General features: G+C 56.7%; 18 protein-coding genes. 13 read left to right on the forward strand and 5 right to left on the reverse strand.

Going from position 1 to position 13858, the window contains the following annotated elements:
• Positions 1–90 precede the first annotated feature (90 nt).
• The 6 genes from ABF979_RS07035 (at position 91) to rimI (ending at position 4590) form a co-directional block, all read left to right on the forward strand.
• Positions 91–855 carry a response regulator gene (locus ABF979_RS07035; protein ID WP_064274614.1) on the forward strand — a complete coding sequence of 255 codons (765 nt, stop codon included), beginning with the start codon at positions 91–93 and terminating at the stop codon, positions 853–855.
• 20 nt (positions 856–875) lie between these two features.
• On the forward strand, positions 876–2228 hold the full coding sequence (locus ABF979_RS07040) for an ATP-binding protein (RefSeq protein ID WP_415558767.1): 1353 nt from the start codon (positions 876–878) through the stop codon (positions 2226–2228).
• Between the two features lie 96 nt (positions 2229–2324).
• Entirely contained in the window at positions 2325–2888 is a 564-nt protein-coding gene (locus ABF979_RS07045; RefSeq protein WP_046900986.1) for a NifU family protein, read from the forward strand.
• A 3-nt stretch (positions 2889–2891) separates the two neighbouring features.
• The gene (locus ABF979_RS07050) at positions 2892–3530 is read left to right on the forward strand and encodes a malonic semialdehyde reductase (RefSeq protein WP_415558748.1); all 639 of its coding nucleotides are present in this window, start codon (positions 2892–2894) and stop codon (positions 3528–3530) included.
• Entirely contained in the window at positions 3515–4147 is a 633-nt protein-coding gene (gene tsaB, locus ABF979_RS07055) for a tRNA (adenosine(37)-N6)-threonylcarbamoyltransferase complex dimerization subunit type 1 TsaB (protein ID WP_415558750.1), read from the forward strand. Before ABF979_RS07050 ends, tsaB begins: the two co-directional genes overlap by 16 nt.
• Positions 4148–4179: 32 nt before the next feature.
• A complete protein-coding gene (gene rimI, locus ABF979_RS07060; protein WP_415558752.1) occupies positions 4180–4590 on the forward strand; it encodes a ribosomal protein S18-alanine N-acetyltransferase in 411 nt (136 codons plus the stop codon).
• On the opposite strand, the gene ABF979_RS07065 is transcribed toward rimI, so the two are convergent.
• Positions 4574–4816: a sulfurtransferase TusA family protein gene (locus ABF979_RS07065; RefSeq protein ID WP_415558753.1), complete on the reverse strand. Its 243-nt coding sequence runs from the start codon at positions 4814–4816 to the stop codon at positions 4574–4576. The two genes, rimI and ABF979_RS07065, sit on opposite strands and share 17 nt — an antisense overlap.
• A gap of 87 nt (positions 4817–4903) precedes the next feature.
• On the opposite strand from ABF979_RS07065, the gene ABF979_RS07070 reads away from it, so the two are divergent.
• The 5 genes from ABF979_RS07070 (at position 4904) to ABF979_RS07090 (ending at position 9008) form a co-directional block, all read left to right on the forward strand.
• Positions 4904–5311 (forward strand): MucR family transcriptional regulator, encoded by a 408-nt coding sequence (locus tag ABF979_RS07070; RefSeq protein WP_202207091.1) that lies wholly within the window; start codon positions 4904–4906, stop codon positions 5309–5311.
• A gap of 100 nt (positions 5312–5411) precedes the next feature.
• Entirely contained in the window at positions 5412–5945 is a 534-nt protein-coding gene (locus tag ABF979_RS07075; RefSeq protein ID WP_052750032.1) for a Fur family transcriptional regulator, read from the forward strand.
• Positions 5946–6019: 74 nt separating this feature from the next.
• On the forward strand, positions 6020–6850 hold the full coding sequence (locus ABF979_RS07080) for a GNAT family N-acetyltransferase (protein ID WP_174694812.1): 831 nt from the start codon (positions 6020–6022) through the stop codon (positions 6848–6850).
• A gap of 55 nt (positions 6851–6905) precedes the next feature.
• Complete coding sequence (gene lnt, locus ABF979_RS07085) at positions 6906–8432, forward strand: apolipoprotein N-acyltransferase (RefSeq protein WP_415558755.1); 1527 nt, start codon at positions 6906–6908, stop codon at positions 8430–8432.
• A gap of 57 nt (positions 8433–8489) precedes the next feature.
• Positions 8490–9008, forward strand: a complete 519-nt coding sequence (locus tag ABF979_RS07090) for a helix-turn-helix domain-containing protein (RefSeq protein ID WP_415558757.1) — start codon at positions 8490–8492, stop codon at positions 9006–9008.
• Between the two features lie 8 nt (positions 9009–9016).
• Here the strand turns inward: ABF979_RS07090 and ABF979_RS07095 are convergent, their stop codons facing one another.
• Complete coding sequence (locus tag ABF979_RS07095) at positions 9017–9679, reverse strand: protein tyrosine phosphatase (RefSeq protein ID WP_415558758.1); 663 nt, start codon at positions 9677–9679, stop codon at positions 9017–9019.
• Positions 9680–9783: 104 nt separating this feature from the next.
• On the opposite strand from ABF979_RS07095, the gene ABF979_RS07100 reads away from it, so the two are divergent.
• Together ABF979_RS07100 and ABF979_RS07105 are read left to right on the forward strand one after the other, a co-directional pair.
• Positions 9784–10146: a hypothetical protein gene (locus ABF979_RS07100; protein ID WP_215750003.1), complete on the forward strand. Its 363-nt coding sequence runs from the start codon at positions 9784–9786 to the stop codon at positions 10144–10146.
• Between the two features lie 110 nt (positions 10147–10256).
• Positions 10257–11768: a methyl-accepting chemotaxis protein gene (locus ABF979_RS07105; protein WP_415558761.1), complete on the forward strand. Its 1512-nt coding sequence runs from the start codon at positions 10257–10259 to the stop codon at positions 11766–11768.
• 13 nt (positions 11769–11781) lie between these two features.
• Here the strand turns inward: ABF979_RS07105 and ABF979_RS07110 are convergent, their stop codons facing one another.
• The 3 genes from ABF979_RS07110 to ABF979_RS07120 are packed head-to-tail and all read right to left on the reverse strand — an operon-like array spanning position 11782 to position 13587.
• Entirely contained in the window at positions 11782–11961 is a 180-nt protein-coding gene (locus ABF979_RS07110) for a Trm112 family protein (protein ID WP_046900670.1), read from the reverse strand.
• On the reverse strand, positions 11958–12638 hold the full coding sequence (locus tag ABF979_RS07115; RefSeq protein WP_415558763.1) for an LON peptidase substrate-binding domain-containing protein: 681 nt from the start codon (positions 12636–12638) through the stop codon (positions 11958–11960). The genes ABF979_RS07110 and ABF979_RS07115 overlap by 4 nt, the downstream gene beginning before the upstream one ends.
• 4 nt (positions 12639–12642) lie before the next feature.
• On the reverse strand, positions 12643–13587 hold the full coding sequence (locus ABF979_RS07120) for a tetratricopeptide repeat protein (protein WP_415558764.1): 945 nt from the start codon (positions 13585–13587) through the stop codon (positions 12643–12645).
• Positions 13588–13858 lie beyond the last annotated feature (271 nt).

The raw sequence follows: 13858 nt of genomic DNA on the forward strand, positions 1-13858 counted from the left end.
GTTTTCCGTCATGAGCGCTAAAGATAAGGGAACAGTTTCAGCCCAGATTTGTTGCTTGTGGTATCTGCCCTGCTGCGATTATGGAAAAGTATGGTGCCAAATCTTTCCGATCCCGATCTTCCCGCCCGTATCCTTGTTGTCGAAGATGACGCAGGAATGCGGACCCTCATTCTGCGCGCATTACAGGGCGGCGGTTTCCGCGCCCGTGGTGTGGCAAGTGGAGATGAGATGTGGGCCGCTCTTGAAGTGGCTCCGGTTGATCTCATCATCCTTGACATCATGTTGCCAGGCACGAACGGCATTGAGCTGTGCCGTGCTCTGCGCAATGGCCAGGGGGCCAGTCATGTTGACGAAACGCCCCCCTCGCAGGTTCCCATCATCATGGTTTCTGCCCGTGGTGAAGAACGCGACCGTGTGACCGGCCTCGAATCCGGCGCGGATGACTATGTGCCGAAGCCTTTCGGGCAGCGCGAGCTTCTGGCCCGCGTTCGGGCAGTGCTTCGTCGTGGCAGCCCAAGCGCGGCACCGGAGAAGGTGCGGCGTGAAAGACTGCAATTCGCAGGCTGGATGCTGGACCTGCGTCGTCGTGAACTGACAGACCCGAGTGGGGCGACTGTCGATATTTCAGGTGCAGAACACGACCTTCTGACCAGCTTCCTCGACAACCCGCAGCGCGTTATTGCACGTGACCGTTTGCTGGAATTGTCCCGGACCCGTCTGGGCGATGTGTCTGATCGTAGCATCGATGTTCTCGTCAGCCGACTTCGTCGCAAGCTGGGTTCAGATGCGGACCAGCTGATTCGTACGGTTCGCGGGCTGGGATATATCTTCGTGGCCGAGGTTGAGCGGGTCTGAACATTCAGAATCGGATCCTGCTGTGGCCGCTGGGGCTGGTCGGTCGCGTTTGCGTCGTCCTGACCGTAGCGGTCACGCTGGTCTTCCTCGCCAACGCCGTTTTTTACGGCGAGGCTGAAACCTACATTGTTGATGACGTGCGCATTGCGCAGCTTGGCGAAGCCCTCAGTACAGATCTGAGGGTTCTCGCTGCCGCGCCTGTGACGCAGCGCTCCTTCCTGGCAGTCATGCTGTCAGGCAGTGAACTGAGTGTTGCGTGGCAGCCCTCAACGGCCCTGCCGCATCTGCCGGGATATCGTCCTACGGTTCTGAGGGATCTCACGGCCCGCTTGATCAAGGATGATCCCATCCTCGCGCAGGCCCAGCTTGATCTTTACACACTAGGAACAGGCACACCCGATGTGCTTGGGTCCGAACGCCTTCCTGACGGAACATACATTCATTTCCGTGTTCCCGGTCTTCTGGGGCACCACCATTTTACGCGCGGACTAGCCTCCGCAGCAATTGCGGCAGGTGCTGTTGCGATCGCGGCAACCATGCTGATCCGGGGGCTGAGTATGCCCTTGCGGGCTCTGGCTTCTGTAGCGGACAAGATCGGCTCAAACGAAACCTGGGTGCCGTTGGCGGAACGGGGCCCGCGTGAAGTTCGCGGGGTTGCTCGGGCCATCAATGCCATGCAGCGCCGTATTCAGAGCCTCATCAATGACCGGACGCAGGCTCTGGCTGCCGTTTCACACGATCTCCGCACGCCTCTGACGCGTCTGAGACTCCGGTGCGGATTCCTCAATGATGGAGAAGCGCAGGCGGCCATCGAGTCGGATCTCGATGAGATGGAGGGGATGGTTAACGGTATTCTTGCCTATCTCGCGGGCGCAGATGATCCGGAAAAACCTCGCACCATCAACATCGTCGCGACTCTTGCGACTCTGGTCGACGACCACGCAGATCACGGCAAGGATGCGCGTTATGAAGGGCCAGACCGTGCTCTGGTTCACGTCCGCCCTCTGGCCATCAAACGCGTTCTGTCCAACCTGATTGAAAACGCCCTGAACTACGGGGGAAACGCCCTCGCAACGCTCAGGGTTCAGGAAGGCGGCGCCATAGAAATTTCCATTCAGGACAACGGCCCTGGCATTCCGGAGAGCGAATACGAGCGGGTTCTGGCGCCATTCTATCGGCTCGAAGGATCGCGCTCTCGGCAGACAGGTGGGATTGGGCTCGGCCTGGCCATCGTAACCCGCGAGATTGCCCGGGAAGGTGGGTATCTCAAGCTTGGACGGGGAGACGCTGAAAAGGGCTATGGAGGTCTGTGTGCGACGATTGTGTTGCCGCCAGCGCGCAAGCCTTCGATTGGTGCCCGTCCTCAGAGCTGAAAGACAAGAAGTGGGACTACGTTGGTCCAGACCCTTGCGCCAGCGGCTGAAGTGGCACATGTCAGGTGCGGACTGGCCACTGAGGACATGATGACGATGTTCATTGAAACCGAAGATACTCCGAATCCCGCCACGCTGAAGTTCCTTCCGGGTCGACCGGTCACGAATGACACGCGCACGGTTGATTTTGGCGAAGCTTCTGCTGCCGAAGGCCGCTCCGAGCTTGCTGAAGCCCTCTTTGCCCTGCCAGACGTCAAGCGCGTCTTTCTGGGAAGTGACTTCGTGTCCATCACCAAGGCGCAGGACGTCAGCTGGGGCGATCTCAAGCCTGTTGTTCTCAGCGCTCTGACCACGTTTTTCGAAAGCGGAAAGCCTGTTTTGGCCGGTGATGACGAAGCGCTGAAATACGACGTCGCGCCGGAAGATGCGGATGTCGTGACGCGTATCCGTGATCTGCTGGACACACGTGTTCGTCCCGCTGTTGCCGGAGATGGTGGTGACATCGCGTTCCGTGGTTACCGGGACGGGATTGTTTACCTCACGATGCAGGGCGCCTGTTCCGGCTGTCCGTCTTCCCGCGCGACGCTGAAGCATGGTGTTGAAAACATGCTCCGTCATTATGTGCCGGAAGTGCAGTCCGTTGAGCAGGTTGAGGACTGATCCATGGATGGCCAGACGTCTCTTCCCGTGACTGACGATTTGGCTTCCGGTCCCGTGCCGGGAGCCGAAGTCCTTTTCACGCAGGCCCGAACACCGCGTGCGTTTTCCCCGCGTCCGGTCCGGGAAGATGTTTTGCGTCACCTCTACGATCTGGTGAAGCTTGGCCCCACGTCGGGCAACTGCTCTCCGGGACGCTTTGTGTTCCTGACAACGCAGGATGCCAAAGAGCGCCTGCGCCCGGCCCTTTCACCGGGAAATGTCGCTCGCGCCATGGCGGCACCGGTTCTGACCGTTGTCTGCCATGATCCTCTGTTCTTCGAGGCTTTGCCACGTCTGGGTGCAGAGGAAGGTCTGCGGGACTGGTTTGCGGCGGATGTCGGGCTTTCGGAAGAGACGGCTTTCCGGAACGGCACGCTGGAAGGCGGTTATCTTATTCTGGCGGCACGGATGCTCGGACTGGCAGCCATGCCGATGTCCGGGTTTGATGCGTTTATGGTGGAAGACGCGCTGCTAACAGCCTCGGGTTGGCGGGCGAATTTTCTGGTGGGACTTGGTTACCCTGCTGAAAATGAGCCTCATCCGGATCATGCAGAACCCCGTGCGCCACGTCTCGACTTCGGCGAGGCATGTCTGTGCCTGTGAGGACCGTTGTTTTTAACGGCGCAGGTGCCGGAACGGGATCGACCAATCTTGTAGCGCTCGTCGAAGACGGTCGTATCGTTGCTGAACAGCATTTGGCGGGGAGGGGTGCTTCCGAGCACTTTGCTCCGGTACTACGGACTGTTCTCGAAGCTGGTGGTTGGTCTGGCTCGCCTGACAGGGTTGTTGCTGTAATCGGCCCAGGGTCTTTCACCGGCTTAAGAGCGTCACTCTCTCTTGCCGCAGGTCTGGCCGCAGGATGGGGATGCCCGACAATTGGCGTCACTCTAGGGGCTGCCATTCGGGCTACGCTCGGTCAGCCTGATGTAACCTGTATTAGTGTTGCCAGACGCGGTCGGTATTTTGTGGACCCGCCGACGGGCGAGGTTTTTGCGATTTCTGCCGACGCTCTCGATGCATCTGCATTTGAGTCTGTTGCCGGGGATGCAGTGTCCGAGCGCGAAGCGTGGCCATGTAATGTTGTGGCCTGTATAGCTCCGGATGCTCTTGGGATTGTCCGGGCCGCCGAGATTCAGCCTTCGGGGCCACTGATGCCTCTGTATGTCGACCCTCCAGAAGCCAAACCGCCCGCTGCTGGATTACGCCCTTTACCTCAATGATACCGTCTCTTCCGGATTCGATATTTCAAGTCATGGGCGTGGAAAGTGCCCCGTTACTGGCAGCCCTTCATGAAGAGGCGTTTGCGGGAGGAGAAGTGTGGGACGCTGACTCCTTCGCATCTCTTCTTGATCTTCCGGGTACAGAAGCTCTTGTTGCTCTCAAGGGGAAAGAGCCTGCGGGCTTTATTCTGACCAGAACCATCATGGATGAAACAGAAGTCCTGACATTGGCTGTTCGACCGCAGTTTCGGCGTCTTGGTCTGGGTAAATCTCTGGTTGAGCAAATACTTCCAAAAGGAAAAATATTTCTGGAAGTATCAATAAGTAACAATGCAGCAAAAAAACTTTATGAACGGTGTGGGTTCATAAAGGCTGGCCATCGACGTCGCTACTATCGTGATGGAAGCGATGCTCTGGTTCTGGTCTCTACGCTTTCAGAATGAGAAGACAGTAAAGATCAAGGTCTTCCTGATGTGGCAAATTTTCTATTATTTTGTGACCAAGTGATAGTACCGATGCAGTTACATTGTTTCTGGGTTCTTCGCCTTTAACGATCACTTTTATTTTTTGACCGGAAGTCATGGTGTCGAGACGGGCGCGGACATGTACAGTCGTCATCGGACAGATCTTGTTGCTTACATCAAGAAGAAATGTTTCATATTTTGTCATATTCTAGTTTTTCCTTGTTTTTGCTTGCTGGTAGGAGGCTTCTACTGATAGGGAACTCGTCGTTTCCGGATGAAGGACTATTACACTATGCCGCATGAGACTGCAGACCTCGATCTGCGCCATCTGACCGCCCAGATTGTTACCGCTTACGTATCCAGCCATGACATCGGAGCCGACGCGCTGCCGGGTCTTATCCGCTCGGTACATGATTCGCTTGCAACGGTGGATGTGCAGGAAGAGGTTCCCGCTGAGAAGCCGGTGCCAGCAGTTCCGCCCCGCAAATCAGTATTCCCTGACTACATCATCTGCCTTGAAGACGGGAAGAAGCTGAAGCTGCTTCGTCGTCACCTCAAGACAGCCTACAACATGACGCCGCAGGAATACCGCGAGCGTTGGGGTCTGCCGCCGGAATACCCGATGGTTGCTCCGAACTACGCAAGCCATCGTTCCTCCCTGGCACGCAAGATCGGCCTCGGCCGTCGTCGCGAAGACTGAGGATGTTTCCCGGCTTCCTGATCTTCATCCGCAGGAAGCCGGTTCTTTTATTTGCATCTCTGATTGGACAAATGGTCCGGTTTTCGGCTAGGCCGCTGATATGGTCGTAGATATGAAAATCGCGGACAGACGCGCTCGCACGCAAGGTCGGAAGCCAGAAGGTTCCGTCGTTGTCGATGATTCTCCCATTGCACGCCTCTGCGTGGAAAATGGTTTGAAGATGACAGGACAGCGTCGGGTCATTGCCCATGTTCTGTCTGAAGCCAGCGACCATCCGGACGTAGAAGAGCTTTATCGGCGCGCATCCGCCATAGACAGCCGTATTTCCGTTGCCACGGTTTATCGGACCGTGCGTCTTCTGGAAGAAAAAGGGATTCTCGAACGCCGTGATTTCGGTGGCGGGCGTGCCCGGTATGAGGCCAGCGACAGTGGCCATCACTACCATCTGATTGATGTGGACAGCGGCCGTGTCATCGAATTTGAAGATGACGAACCTGTCCGTCTGCTTACGCAGATTGCAAAACGTCTCGGATTCGATCTCGTCTCACACCGCATAGAACTCTTCGGTCATCGTCTTGAAAAAGAAACTCCGAAGCAGACTGTTGCCAAGAACAGGAACAAGAGCGGATCATGAGCACCAATCCGGCCGAGGAAAAAACCTCACCGACAGCCCATTCGCTCATCAGCAGTGAAGAAACACTCAAGCAGATGGAGACCCTCTCCACGCTGGCTCTGAACCGCGATGGTGGTTTTCAGGAGCTTCGGGGCGGTTCTCTGGGTGTTCGCATCGCTGTTACCGAGGCTGAGCGGGATGCTGCTCAAGCCCTGCGGTATCGTGTATTTTTCGAAGAACTTGGCGCCCACCCGGACGAACGCGCATTCCGTACAAAGCGGGATGTGGATGAGTTTGACGAGGTTGCTGACCATCTTCTCGTCATCGACCACAGCATTTCTTCTGGTGCAGAAGGCGTCGTCGGAACCTATCGCCTTCTACGTTCCGATGCTGCCGAGAAGATTGGCCGTTTTTATACGGCTTCCGAATACGATATTTCGACCCTGACAGAATTTCCGGGGCGTTTGCTTGAGGTTGGCCGGTCTTGTGTGGCCCGCGAACATCGTGGGCGTTCTGCAATGCAGCTCCTCTGGCGTGGCATTGCGTCCTATATCTTTCTTCACCGCATCGACGTGCTGTTCGGTTGCGGCAGCCTTCCGGGCACAGATCCTGACGCGCTCTCCGATCAACTGACCTATCTGCATCATAATCATCTGGCTCCTCCAGCTCTTAGAATTCGTGCGCTGCCAGATCGTTATGTGGAAATGCTGCGTACGGACCCGCACACGCTTGATTATCGGGCCTGCCTCAACAAGCTGCCGCCGCTCATCAAAGGATATCTCCGCCTTGGGGGATATGTTGGAGACGGCGCTGTCGTGGACGAGCAGTTTAACACGACGGACGTAGCTGTTCTGGTAAAGAGTGAGCTTCTGGCGGACAAATATTACCGCCATTACGAGCGCCGCCTTCGGGACGCTCTGGACTGATTTCCGGCTCGGGCCTCTGTGGCCCGACCGTTTTTTCTAACGGATAATCATCTTCATGATTTCGACGCTCCCTGTGCGTGGCTGGCGACTTGCCGGCCTGATGGTGCTGGCAGGGGCGTTTTCTGCCCTGTCTCTTCCGCCTGTTTATGCGCTTTTTGTGCTGCCTCTCGGGCTGCTGGTTCTCTATCGCGCCTCTGAGGATGCTGCATCCTGGAAGCAGGCTGCTCTTTGCGGCTTCCTGTTCGGAATGGGGTTTCACACGGCAGGCCTGTATTGGCTGACCAATGCCATTCTGACGCGGATCCATCAGTTCTGGTGGGTCATCCCGTTCGCGGCTCCGGGTGTTGCGCTCATTATTGCCCCGTTGATGGCTGTTCCGGCAGTTCTCTGTCGTCTTGTGCCAGCGGGATGGCGGCGTATTCTGATGTTCGCCGGAAGCTGGACGGTCGTTGATATGGCGCGCGTCCTGATTTTTTCAGGCTTTCCCTGGAACCCGCTTGGCAGCGATCTGGAATTGCCCGGTTTGGTCGGCAATGCACTGATCCAGCCTGCGTCCATTCTGGGTGTCGATGGTCTGACGCTTGCACTGGTCTTGGCGTCTCTGGCTCTTTTCCGTGGACGTGTTGCCGTCCTGAGTGTTGTAGTGTGCGGCGGGCTGTGGCTCGGTGGCGGCTACTGGCGGCTTGCTACAGTGACGCCGTTGCCGATCAGTAATCCGCGTGCGGTTCTGGTTCAGGGGAATGTCTCGGAAAATGAAATCATCAACCGGCAGCAGAGCATCGAAAATTTTCGCCGCTACCTCCGCCTGACGGCTCAGGGAACACAGAAGGCCAGATTGATGGGCGATGACCGGCCTGTTGTTGTCATCTGGCCAGAATCCGGCTTTCCGGGGCTCCTCGACGAGGATGAACTGGCCCGGCAGGTGATTGCCCATGCAGCCGGCGGTGCTCCGGCAATGATCGGGTCAGATCGTGAAGAAAATGGCCACTGGTACAACAGCCTCGAACTGGTGGATCAGGATGGCAAGATTACGTCCATCTACGACAAGAGCCGTCTGGTGCCATTTGGGGAGTACCAGCCCTGGATCATTCCCTTCAACGTGCTTCCAGGAGTTCTGACGCCGGGGCCTGGTCTCAGGACATGGGATCTTCCCGATATTGGCCGCGTCGGTCCAATGGTTTGCTACGAGATCATTTTTTCCGGGTCTGTCGTTGCACGGCATGATCGGCCTGACTGGCTGGTCACCATTTCTAATGACGCCTGGTTCGGCAATAGTGCTGGCCCACGTCAGCACCTTGCCACGGGCCGTCTGCGGGCGGTGGAAGAAGGTCTTCCCGTTGTCTTTGCTAACAACACTGGCATTTCTGCGATTTATGATGCGGCCGGACGCGAAACGGCTCGTCTGGGTTGGGGCAGGGCAGATGTCATTGTGAGTGATATTCCGTCACCCCTCTCACCAACGATATTCTCCCGGTATGGACGCGCCATTCCTCTGTCTCTGTCGATACTGTGCATCTTGCTCTCACTCTGGCCAACGGTTCGCCGAAAGAGAGAGCGGGTTGTAATGCGTCAAAAAGGTTAATATTGACAATCTAAGGTTGTTTTATTTACCTTCTCTTGGTCTCTGGGGAGGATCATCATGTCTACGGGTCACGTTAAGGCCGAGCCAAAAAGTGCTTCGGCTGCTGGCCCGGTCGATGTGCATGTCGGAAACCGCATTCGGCTGCGACGCACGCTGATGGGGCTTTCGCAGGAAAAGCTTGGAGAGGCGCTGGGACTTACGTTCCAGCAGATCCAGAAATATGAACGTGGTGCCAACCGCGTAGGGGCAAGCCGTCTTTACGATCTGGCGCGTGTTCTGGATGTGCCGATCGGTTTTTTCTTCGATGATATGCAGGATGCGGCGCCTAAGACGGCACCTGTTCCCCTTCAGCCTTCGGTCACGACAGGTTTTGCAGAAACGCAGGCCACTTTCGGCGGTCCGCCCCGTAAAACGGTTCAACCGCCTCGCCTGTTTGATCTCCCAGCCGATGAAGCGGCGCTTTTCAGCCGTCGTGAAACGGTTGATCTGGTGCGATCCTATTATCGCATTCCAGATCCTTCCGTGCGCAAGCGGATGCTGGACCTTATCCGCAGCCTCGGCCCGGCAGAAGAATAAGCCAGGGCCTATTCGCGGCGCAGGACGCTATCGTTTAGGAAGGACGAAATCTTGCCCGCTTTGAAATCGGCCCGCAGACGGTCTTCATCGTATTCGGTTTGAAGCCAGTCCATGAAGGAAAGACGCCCTTCGGCTTCAGCACGGTAGCGCAGGAAAAATGCATCCAGAATGCCCGTGCGGGACCGGTTGAAATGTCCAAAGCGCCAGTGCAGTTGCCTGAGAGCGTCTGTTGCCGTTCCCCCCTCAAACATCACAACCAGCCCCGAAGCCAGTCCTGCGCGGTCAGCGCCTGACTTGCAGTGCATCAGCATTGGAAACTGAAGGGTCTGATACATGGCATGAAAGCGCAGGATGCGATCCTTGTGGGGTGCGCCCCGGCTCTCAAACGCCATATCTAGATGCGTCAGACCCAGCTTCTCGCTTGTGCTGCGAGAAAGAGCGTCTGACCCACATTTGCGATGCCCGCGCAGGTTTACGAGCGTCTTGAGGTGAAGCTGCCTTGTTAGTCTGCGCAGACGTGACGGTGTTGGGTGGTTGCAGCGCCACACCTTGCCAGGAACGACTTCCGCAAGATTTGTCCAGCCGAGGCGAAAGATGGAATGGTCCACAAAGAGACTGTCCCACCAGGCCCGTCGCAGCGTAGCGGCAGAAGTAATCCGGCCTTCAAACATCAAAAAACGTCCTCGACTGTGAGAGCATGAAGCAGCTTCAGGCAGCGCTGTGTCCCACTTGAGATGGGGATGCGTCAACCGCAAGGAAATGGTAATGTCAGCTTATGCGGTGGCTTTCTCTTTCCCTGATGGTGTCCTGCCTGTCCCTGACGGGATGTGGTGTTGGTTCAATGTTTGACGGACCGGCTGCGGATATGACCGCACTTCCCCCGCCGGGAGCCGCTCCGGATAGAACCTCTCATCGTCGCTCGCATCCAAGCGGCGTATCCTATGCGGATGATGCCCCCGTTATGCCGATGCCGCCGGGTGGAATGAGCGAGGAAAACCGTCCCCGGGAAAGCAGAGCTCCGTCCTCTGAAGGAATGACCTTTGGGACGAGTGGTGTAGGTGGCAATACAGCCGATATCACCCCGCGCCCTGCCGTGCCGGATACGGAAGTGTCATACGGGAAGAATAGCGGGAATTAAGGACAGCGAGGCCATCTGACGGTCTGGTCTTCATGATTGCGTAACTATTGGCGTGGTAGGGCGGAGGCAGTCCTTACCAGTGGGCCGAGTTGACGTCTTGGAGACCAGAAATGACCGAGCAGGTCGCGGCAGATATTAAAGAGCGCCTTGCCTTTTTAGGAATTGGGGCCAGCGAAAAAGCCCTGATATCCCGAATTGGCCAACAGATCCGCCGGATCTTGCCCCCCGCGCTTGATCGGTTTTATCGCCGAGTGGACGAGACACCGGAACTGGCACGTTTTTTCTCGAGCTCCTCCCAGCAGAATACAGCCCGCACACAGCAGGAAAAACACTGGAGCCGTATTCTCGAGGGTGATTTTGGCCCCGACTATGTCCAGAGTACGCGTGCGATTGGGAATACCCACGCCCGTATTGGCCTGGATCCACAATGGTATATCGGCAGTTACGGGCTGCTGGTCGAAGGTATTGTCGCAGGTGTTATTCAGGAGGCCTGGCCAGACCAGAAACACGGTTTTTTCGCGAGATTGTTCGGTAAACGCCGATCTGCTCTGACCAGTCAGGATGTTGCCGCGCGGGTCGGGCTTTTGGTCAAAGCCGCGTTTCTGGATATGGAACTTGGCCTTGAGACATACACTCTGAATCTGGACGGGCAGGAGCGTTCGCGCGCCGAGAAAGAGCGCAACGAAAGCCTGTCCGCTCTTTCCGAAGCACTTGCAGATTCGCTGGACCGCATGGCGGAAGGAGATCTTGTGCAGGACATTGATCCTGAGCTCGCCAGTCAGGCAGCGCGGATGAGCGGGGCATTCCAGCGCGCCTGCAGTGGACTGGGGCGGATTGTGCAGGGGGTACGTTCCACGTCTGGTGTGGTGGAGCACCGGGCCCGAACGATCAGCAGTTCATCCGAAGACATTGCCTGTCGTATTGCGGAGCAGGTTGACGCCTTGGGCACCGTATCGCGCAACATTACCCAGTTGACGACGTCCGTAAAGGAAGTGGCTGAGGAAGCGCGCCAGGCAGATGAGACGGTCGAAGCCTGCTGCCATGAAACAGGGCAAAGTACGGGAGTTGTTGCTCGGACAGTTGAAGCAATGGCCAAGATCTCGGAATCATCCACACGGATTGTCCAGATTATTGGCGTTATTGATGAGATCGCCTTTCAGACAAATCTTCTGGCTTTGAACGCAGGCGTAGAAGCGGCACGTGCCGGCGATGCGGGGCGAGGTTTTGCTGTTGTTGCTCAAGAGATACGTGCGCTTTCCCAAAGGTCTACGACAGCCGCCCGTGAGATCAAGGAATTGATCAGCAGCAGTATGGAAGACGTGGAGCGTGGCGTGACGATGGTCGACGAGACGGGGGCTGCGCTTGGTAATATCAGCGCATCCGTGAATCGACTGGGGAAAGCTGTGGGACAAATTGCCTCAGGTGCAGAGGCTCAGGCGCAGCGGATCATGGATATCAACACCAGTACGACACAGCTTGAAGCCGTGACCAAGACCAACGCGGCGATCGTGAGGCAGATGAGCAACTCCAGTCAGGAGTTGGTGGGGGATGCCGCCCAGTTGATGAAGATCGTCATGAACTTCAAGGTTCAGAACGATCTTCCTGCATTGCATCGGGTCTGAAGAGCGGCCTCCGTCAGAGAGAGCGCGCTTCTTCCGGCAACATAATGGGGATGCCATCCCGGATTGGAAATGCCAGCTTCGCGCGGGGGCTGATAAGTTCCTGCGTGTCACGGTCATAGGTGAGCGGCCCTTTGGTGAGGGGGCAAACCAGCAGGGACAGGAGGCGAGGGTCAAGTTCAGTGTTCATGGTCATTCCATGCCTTTTGCCAGAAGATCCAGCAAGACCCCGGCGCGGTCATCCAGTGTACTTGCTTCAAGAAGAGCCTGTTTCTGCTCAGAACTGAACGGAACAAGCATCGGCAGAATGACGAGCAGCATGTCATCATCCATTTCATCAAGCAAAGACCAGTCCGTCTGTAGCTGATGTGCTGTCAGATAGCTTTTCAAACGGCTTAGCAGACGCGCCCGATTGATCGGGGAAGGGTCGCTTTCCAGCAGGTCTGAAAAGAAAGGTGAGGCGTCGATAGTGCCTTCTCTCCAGCCCCGTTGTGTCAAACCTTCCATCAGCAGTCTGAAACGAGTGATGCCCAGAAGCGTGATGGAAAATGTACCGTCAGAGTGTTCTGTGAAACTGGTGATTCGACCAAGTGTCCCAATGTTATGCAGGACGGGAAGGGGATCCGTTTCGTCTTCTTCCTGTGGCTGTATCATCCCGATGAGTCGGCGCCCCGCGAGAGCATCTTCCAGAAGGGCGACATAGCGCGGTTCAAAGACCGTCAGAGGCAGATGCCCTCCCGGCAGGATCATGGCTCCAGACAGTGGAAAAAGCCCGACCCGCGGAGGAATATCCGCAAGAGTAAGGTCCGCAAGAGCTGGAACCCTGCGCGGGATATCATTGAGATCCAGGAAGGTGTCGGGCGTATTCGTCATGGGCTTATGAGAACAGCAGAGAAGACAGCTTGCGACGCGCAGCAAGCGTTACAGGGTCCGTATGGCCCCATGCTTCGAAGAAACGCAGTAGTTCCGTTTTGGCAGCGCCTTCATTCCAGTCACGGTCCTGACGGATAATGCCCAACAGGACATCCGCAGCATCCGTGCGATTTCCCGCAGCATTGAGCGCGCCAGCTAGTTTGAGCTGGATATCGAAGTCAGCAGGTGAGACCGCGGCTTGTTGTTTGAGAGTATCCAGTTCGGAAACCGCTGCTGCACCTTCTTTCTTGAGGGCTAGTGCTGCGCGCGCGCCTGTGATTTCAGGATGGTTATCAAGCTTGGCAGGGATCTGGCTGGACGCTTCTTCTGCCCCTTCCAACTCATCAAGGGCCAGAAGTGCACGCAGCATCCCGCCCCATGCTTCAGGGTTTTCAGGTTCTGCATCGAGAACCTGCGCGTAGAGGCCGACAGCTTCTGCGGGCTGGTTTTCGGCAAGGGCTGTCTTGGCTGCGGCCAGAATATCTGCTGCGGGCATCGTGCCGCCAGCAGCTTTCAAAAGCGATTCGACGAAGTGGCGGATTTCACTTTCTGGCTGCACACCTTGGAAAAGATCCAGAACCTGCCCCTTCCAGAACGCGACCACGACGGGAATGGATTGAAGCGGAAGCCCCATCTGAGCCAGTTGAGCGGCGAGGGACTTGTTGGCCTCTACATCGACCTTGACCAGACGAACCCGTCCGTTGGCGGCATGGACGATCTTTTCCAGAACGGGCGTCAGCTGTTTGCAGGGGCCGCACCAGGGGGCCCAGAAATCCACCAGAACCGGGATCTGCTGGCTGGCCTCAACAACGTCCGCCATGAACGTCGTCTGATCTGCTTCGACGATGTATGCGGCCTTGCCTGAAGACGGGGACTGGCCAATCAGATGTTCGTCAAAAGTGCTGCTCATGGAATGGAAGCCATCCTGCTGGGAAAATCTAGTTCCGTTGAAGATCGGGCCTGATGGCCCTGTGTGCAAGGGCGCTTTCGTGGGAACGCCTCTGATCTCGTCAGAAGATCAGGCTTCTTCTTCGCAAGAAACGGCGCGGGCTGAAAAATTGACTGGAGGGTACATTTTCTCTCTTGCATGTCTTCGTAAGTTCAGTAATAACACCGCCCACGGAACGCGGGTGTAGCTCAGGGGTAGAGCACAACCTTGCCAAGGTTGGGGTCGTGGGTTC

The organism is Gluconobacter sp., from assembly GCF_047723935.1.
In the GTDB taxonomy this organism is placed as follows: domain Bacteria; phylum Pseudomonadota; class Alphaproteobacteria; order Acetobacterales; family Acetobacteraceae; genus Gluconobacter.

Excerpts from the sequence above, each read along its gene's own strand:
- ABF979_RS07120 (WP_415558764.1), bottom strand. The coding sequence starts at position 13,587 with ATGAGCAGCACTTTTGACGAACATCTGATTGGCCAGTCCCCGTCTTCA.
- rimI (WP_415558752.1), top strand. The coding sequence starts at position 4,180 with ATGGGCGTGGAAAGTGCCCCGTTACTGGCAGCCCTTCATGAAGAGGCG.
- ABF979_RS07035 (WP_064274614.1), top strand. The coding sequence starts at position 91 with ATGGTGCCAAATCTTTCCGATCCCGATCTTCCCGCCCGTATCCTTGTT.
- ABF979_RS07100 (WP_215750003.1), top strand. The coding sequence starts at position 9,784 with ATGCGGTGGCTTTCTCTTTCCCTGATGGTGTCCTGCCTGTCCCTGACG.
- ABF979_RS07110 (WP_046900670.1), bottom strand. The coding sequence starts at position 11,961 with ATGACCATGAACACTGAACTTGACCCTCGCCTCCTGTCCCTGCTGGTT.
- ABF979_RS07045 (WP_046900986.1), top strand. The coding sequence starts at position 2,325 with ATGTTCATTGAAACCGAAGATACTCCGAATCCCGCCACGCTGAAGTTC.
- ABF979_RS07080 (WP_174694812.1), top strand. The coding sequence starts at position 6,020 with ATGGAGACCCTCTCCACGCTGGCTCTGAACCGCGATGGTGGTTTTCAG.
- ABF979_RS07070 (WP_202207091.1), top strand. The coding sequence starts at position 4,904 with ATGCCGCATGAGACTGCAGACCTCGATCTGCGCCATCTGACCGCCCAG.
- tsaB (WP_415558750.1), top strand. The coding sequence starts at position 3,515 with ATGTCTGTGCCTGTGAGGACCGTTGTTTTTAACGGCGCAGGTGCCGGA.
- ABF979_RS07090 (WP_415558757.1), top strand. The coding sequence starts at position 8,490 with ATGTCTACGGGTCACGTTAAGGCCGAGCCAAAAAGTGCTTCGGCTGCT.
- ABF979_RS07095 (WP_415558758.1), bottom strand. The coding sequence starts at position 9,679 with ATGTTTGAAGGCCGGATTACTTCTGCCGCTACGCTGCGACGGGCCTGG.
- ABF979_RS07065 (WP_415558753.1), bottom strand. The coding sequence starts at position 4,816 with ATGACAAAATATGAAACATTTCTTCTTGATGTAAGCAACAAGATCTGT.
- lnt (WP_415558755.1), top strand. The coding sequence starts at position 6,906 with ATGATTTCGACGCTCCCTGTGCGTGGCTGGCGACTTGCCGGCCTGATG.
- ABF979_RS07075 (WP_052750032.1), top strand. The coding sequence starts at position 5,412 with ATGGTCGTAGATATGAAAATCGCGGACAGACGCGCTCGCACGCAAGGT.
- ABF979_RS07105 (WP_415558761.1), top strand. The coding sequence starts at position 10,257 with ATGACCGAGCAGGTCGCGGCAGATATTAAAGAGCGCCTTGCCTTTTTA.
- ABF979_RS07050 (WP_415558748.1), top strand. The coding sequence starts at position 2,892 with ATGGATGGCCAGACGTCTCTTCCCGTGACTGACGATTTGGCTTCCGGT.
- ABF979_RS07115 (WP_415558763.1), bottom strand. The coding sequence starts at position 12,638 with ATGACGAATACGCCCGACACCTTCCTGGATCTCAATGATATCCCGCGC.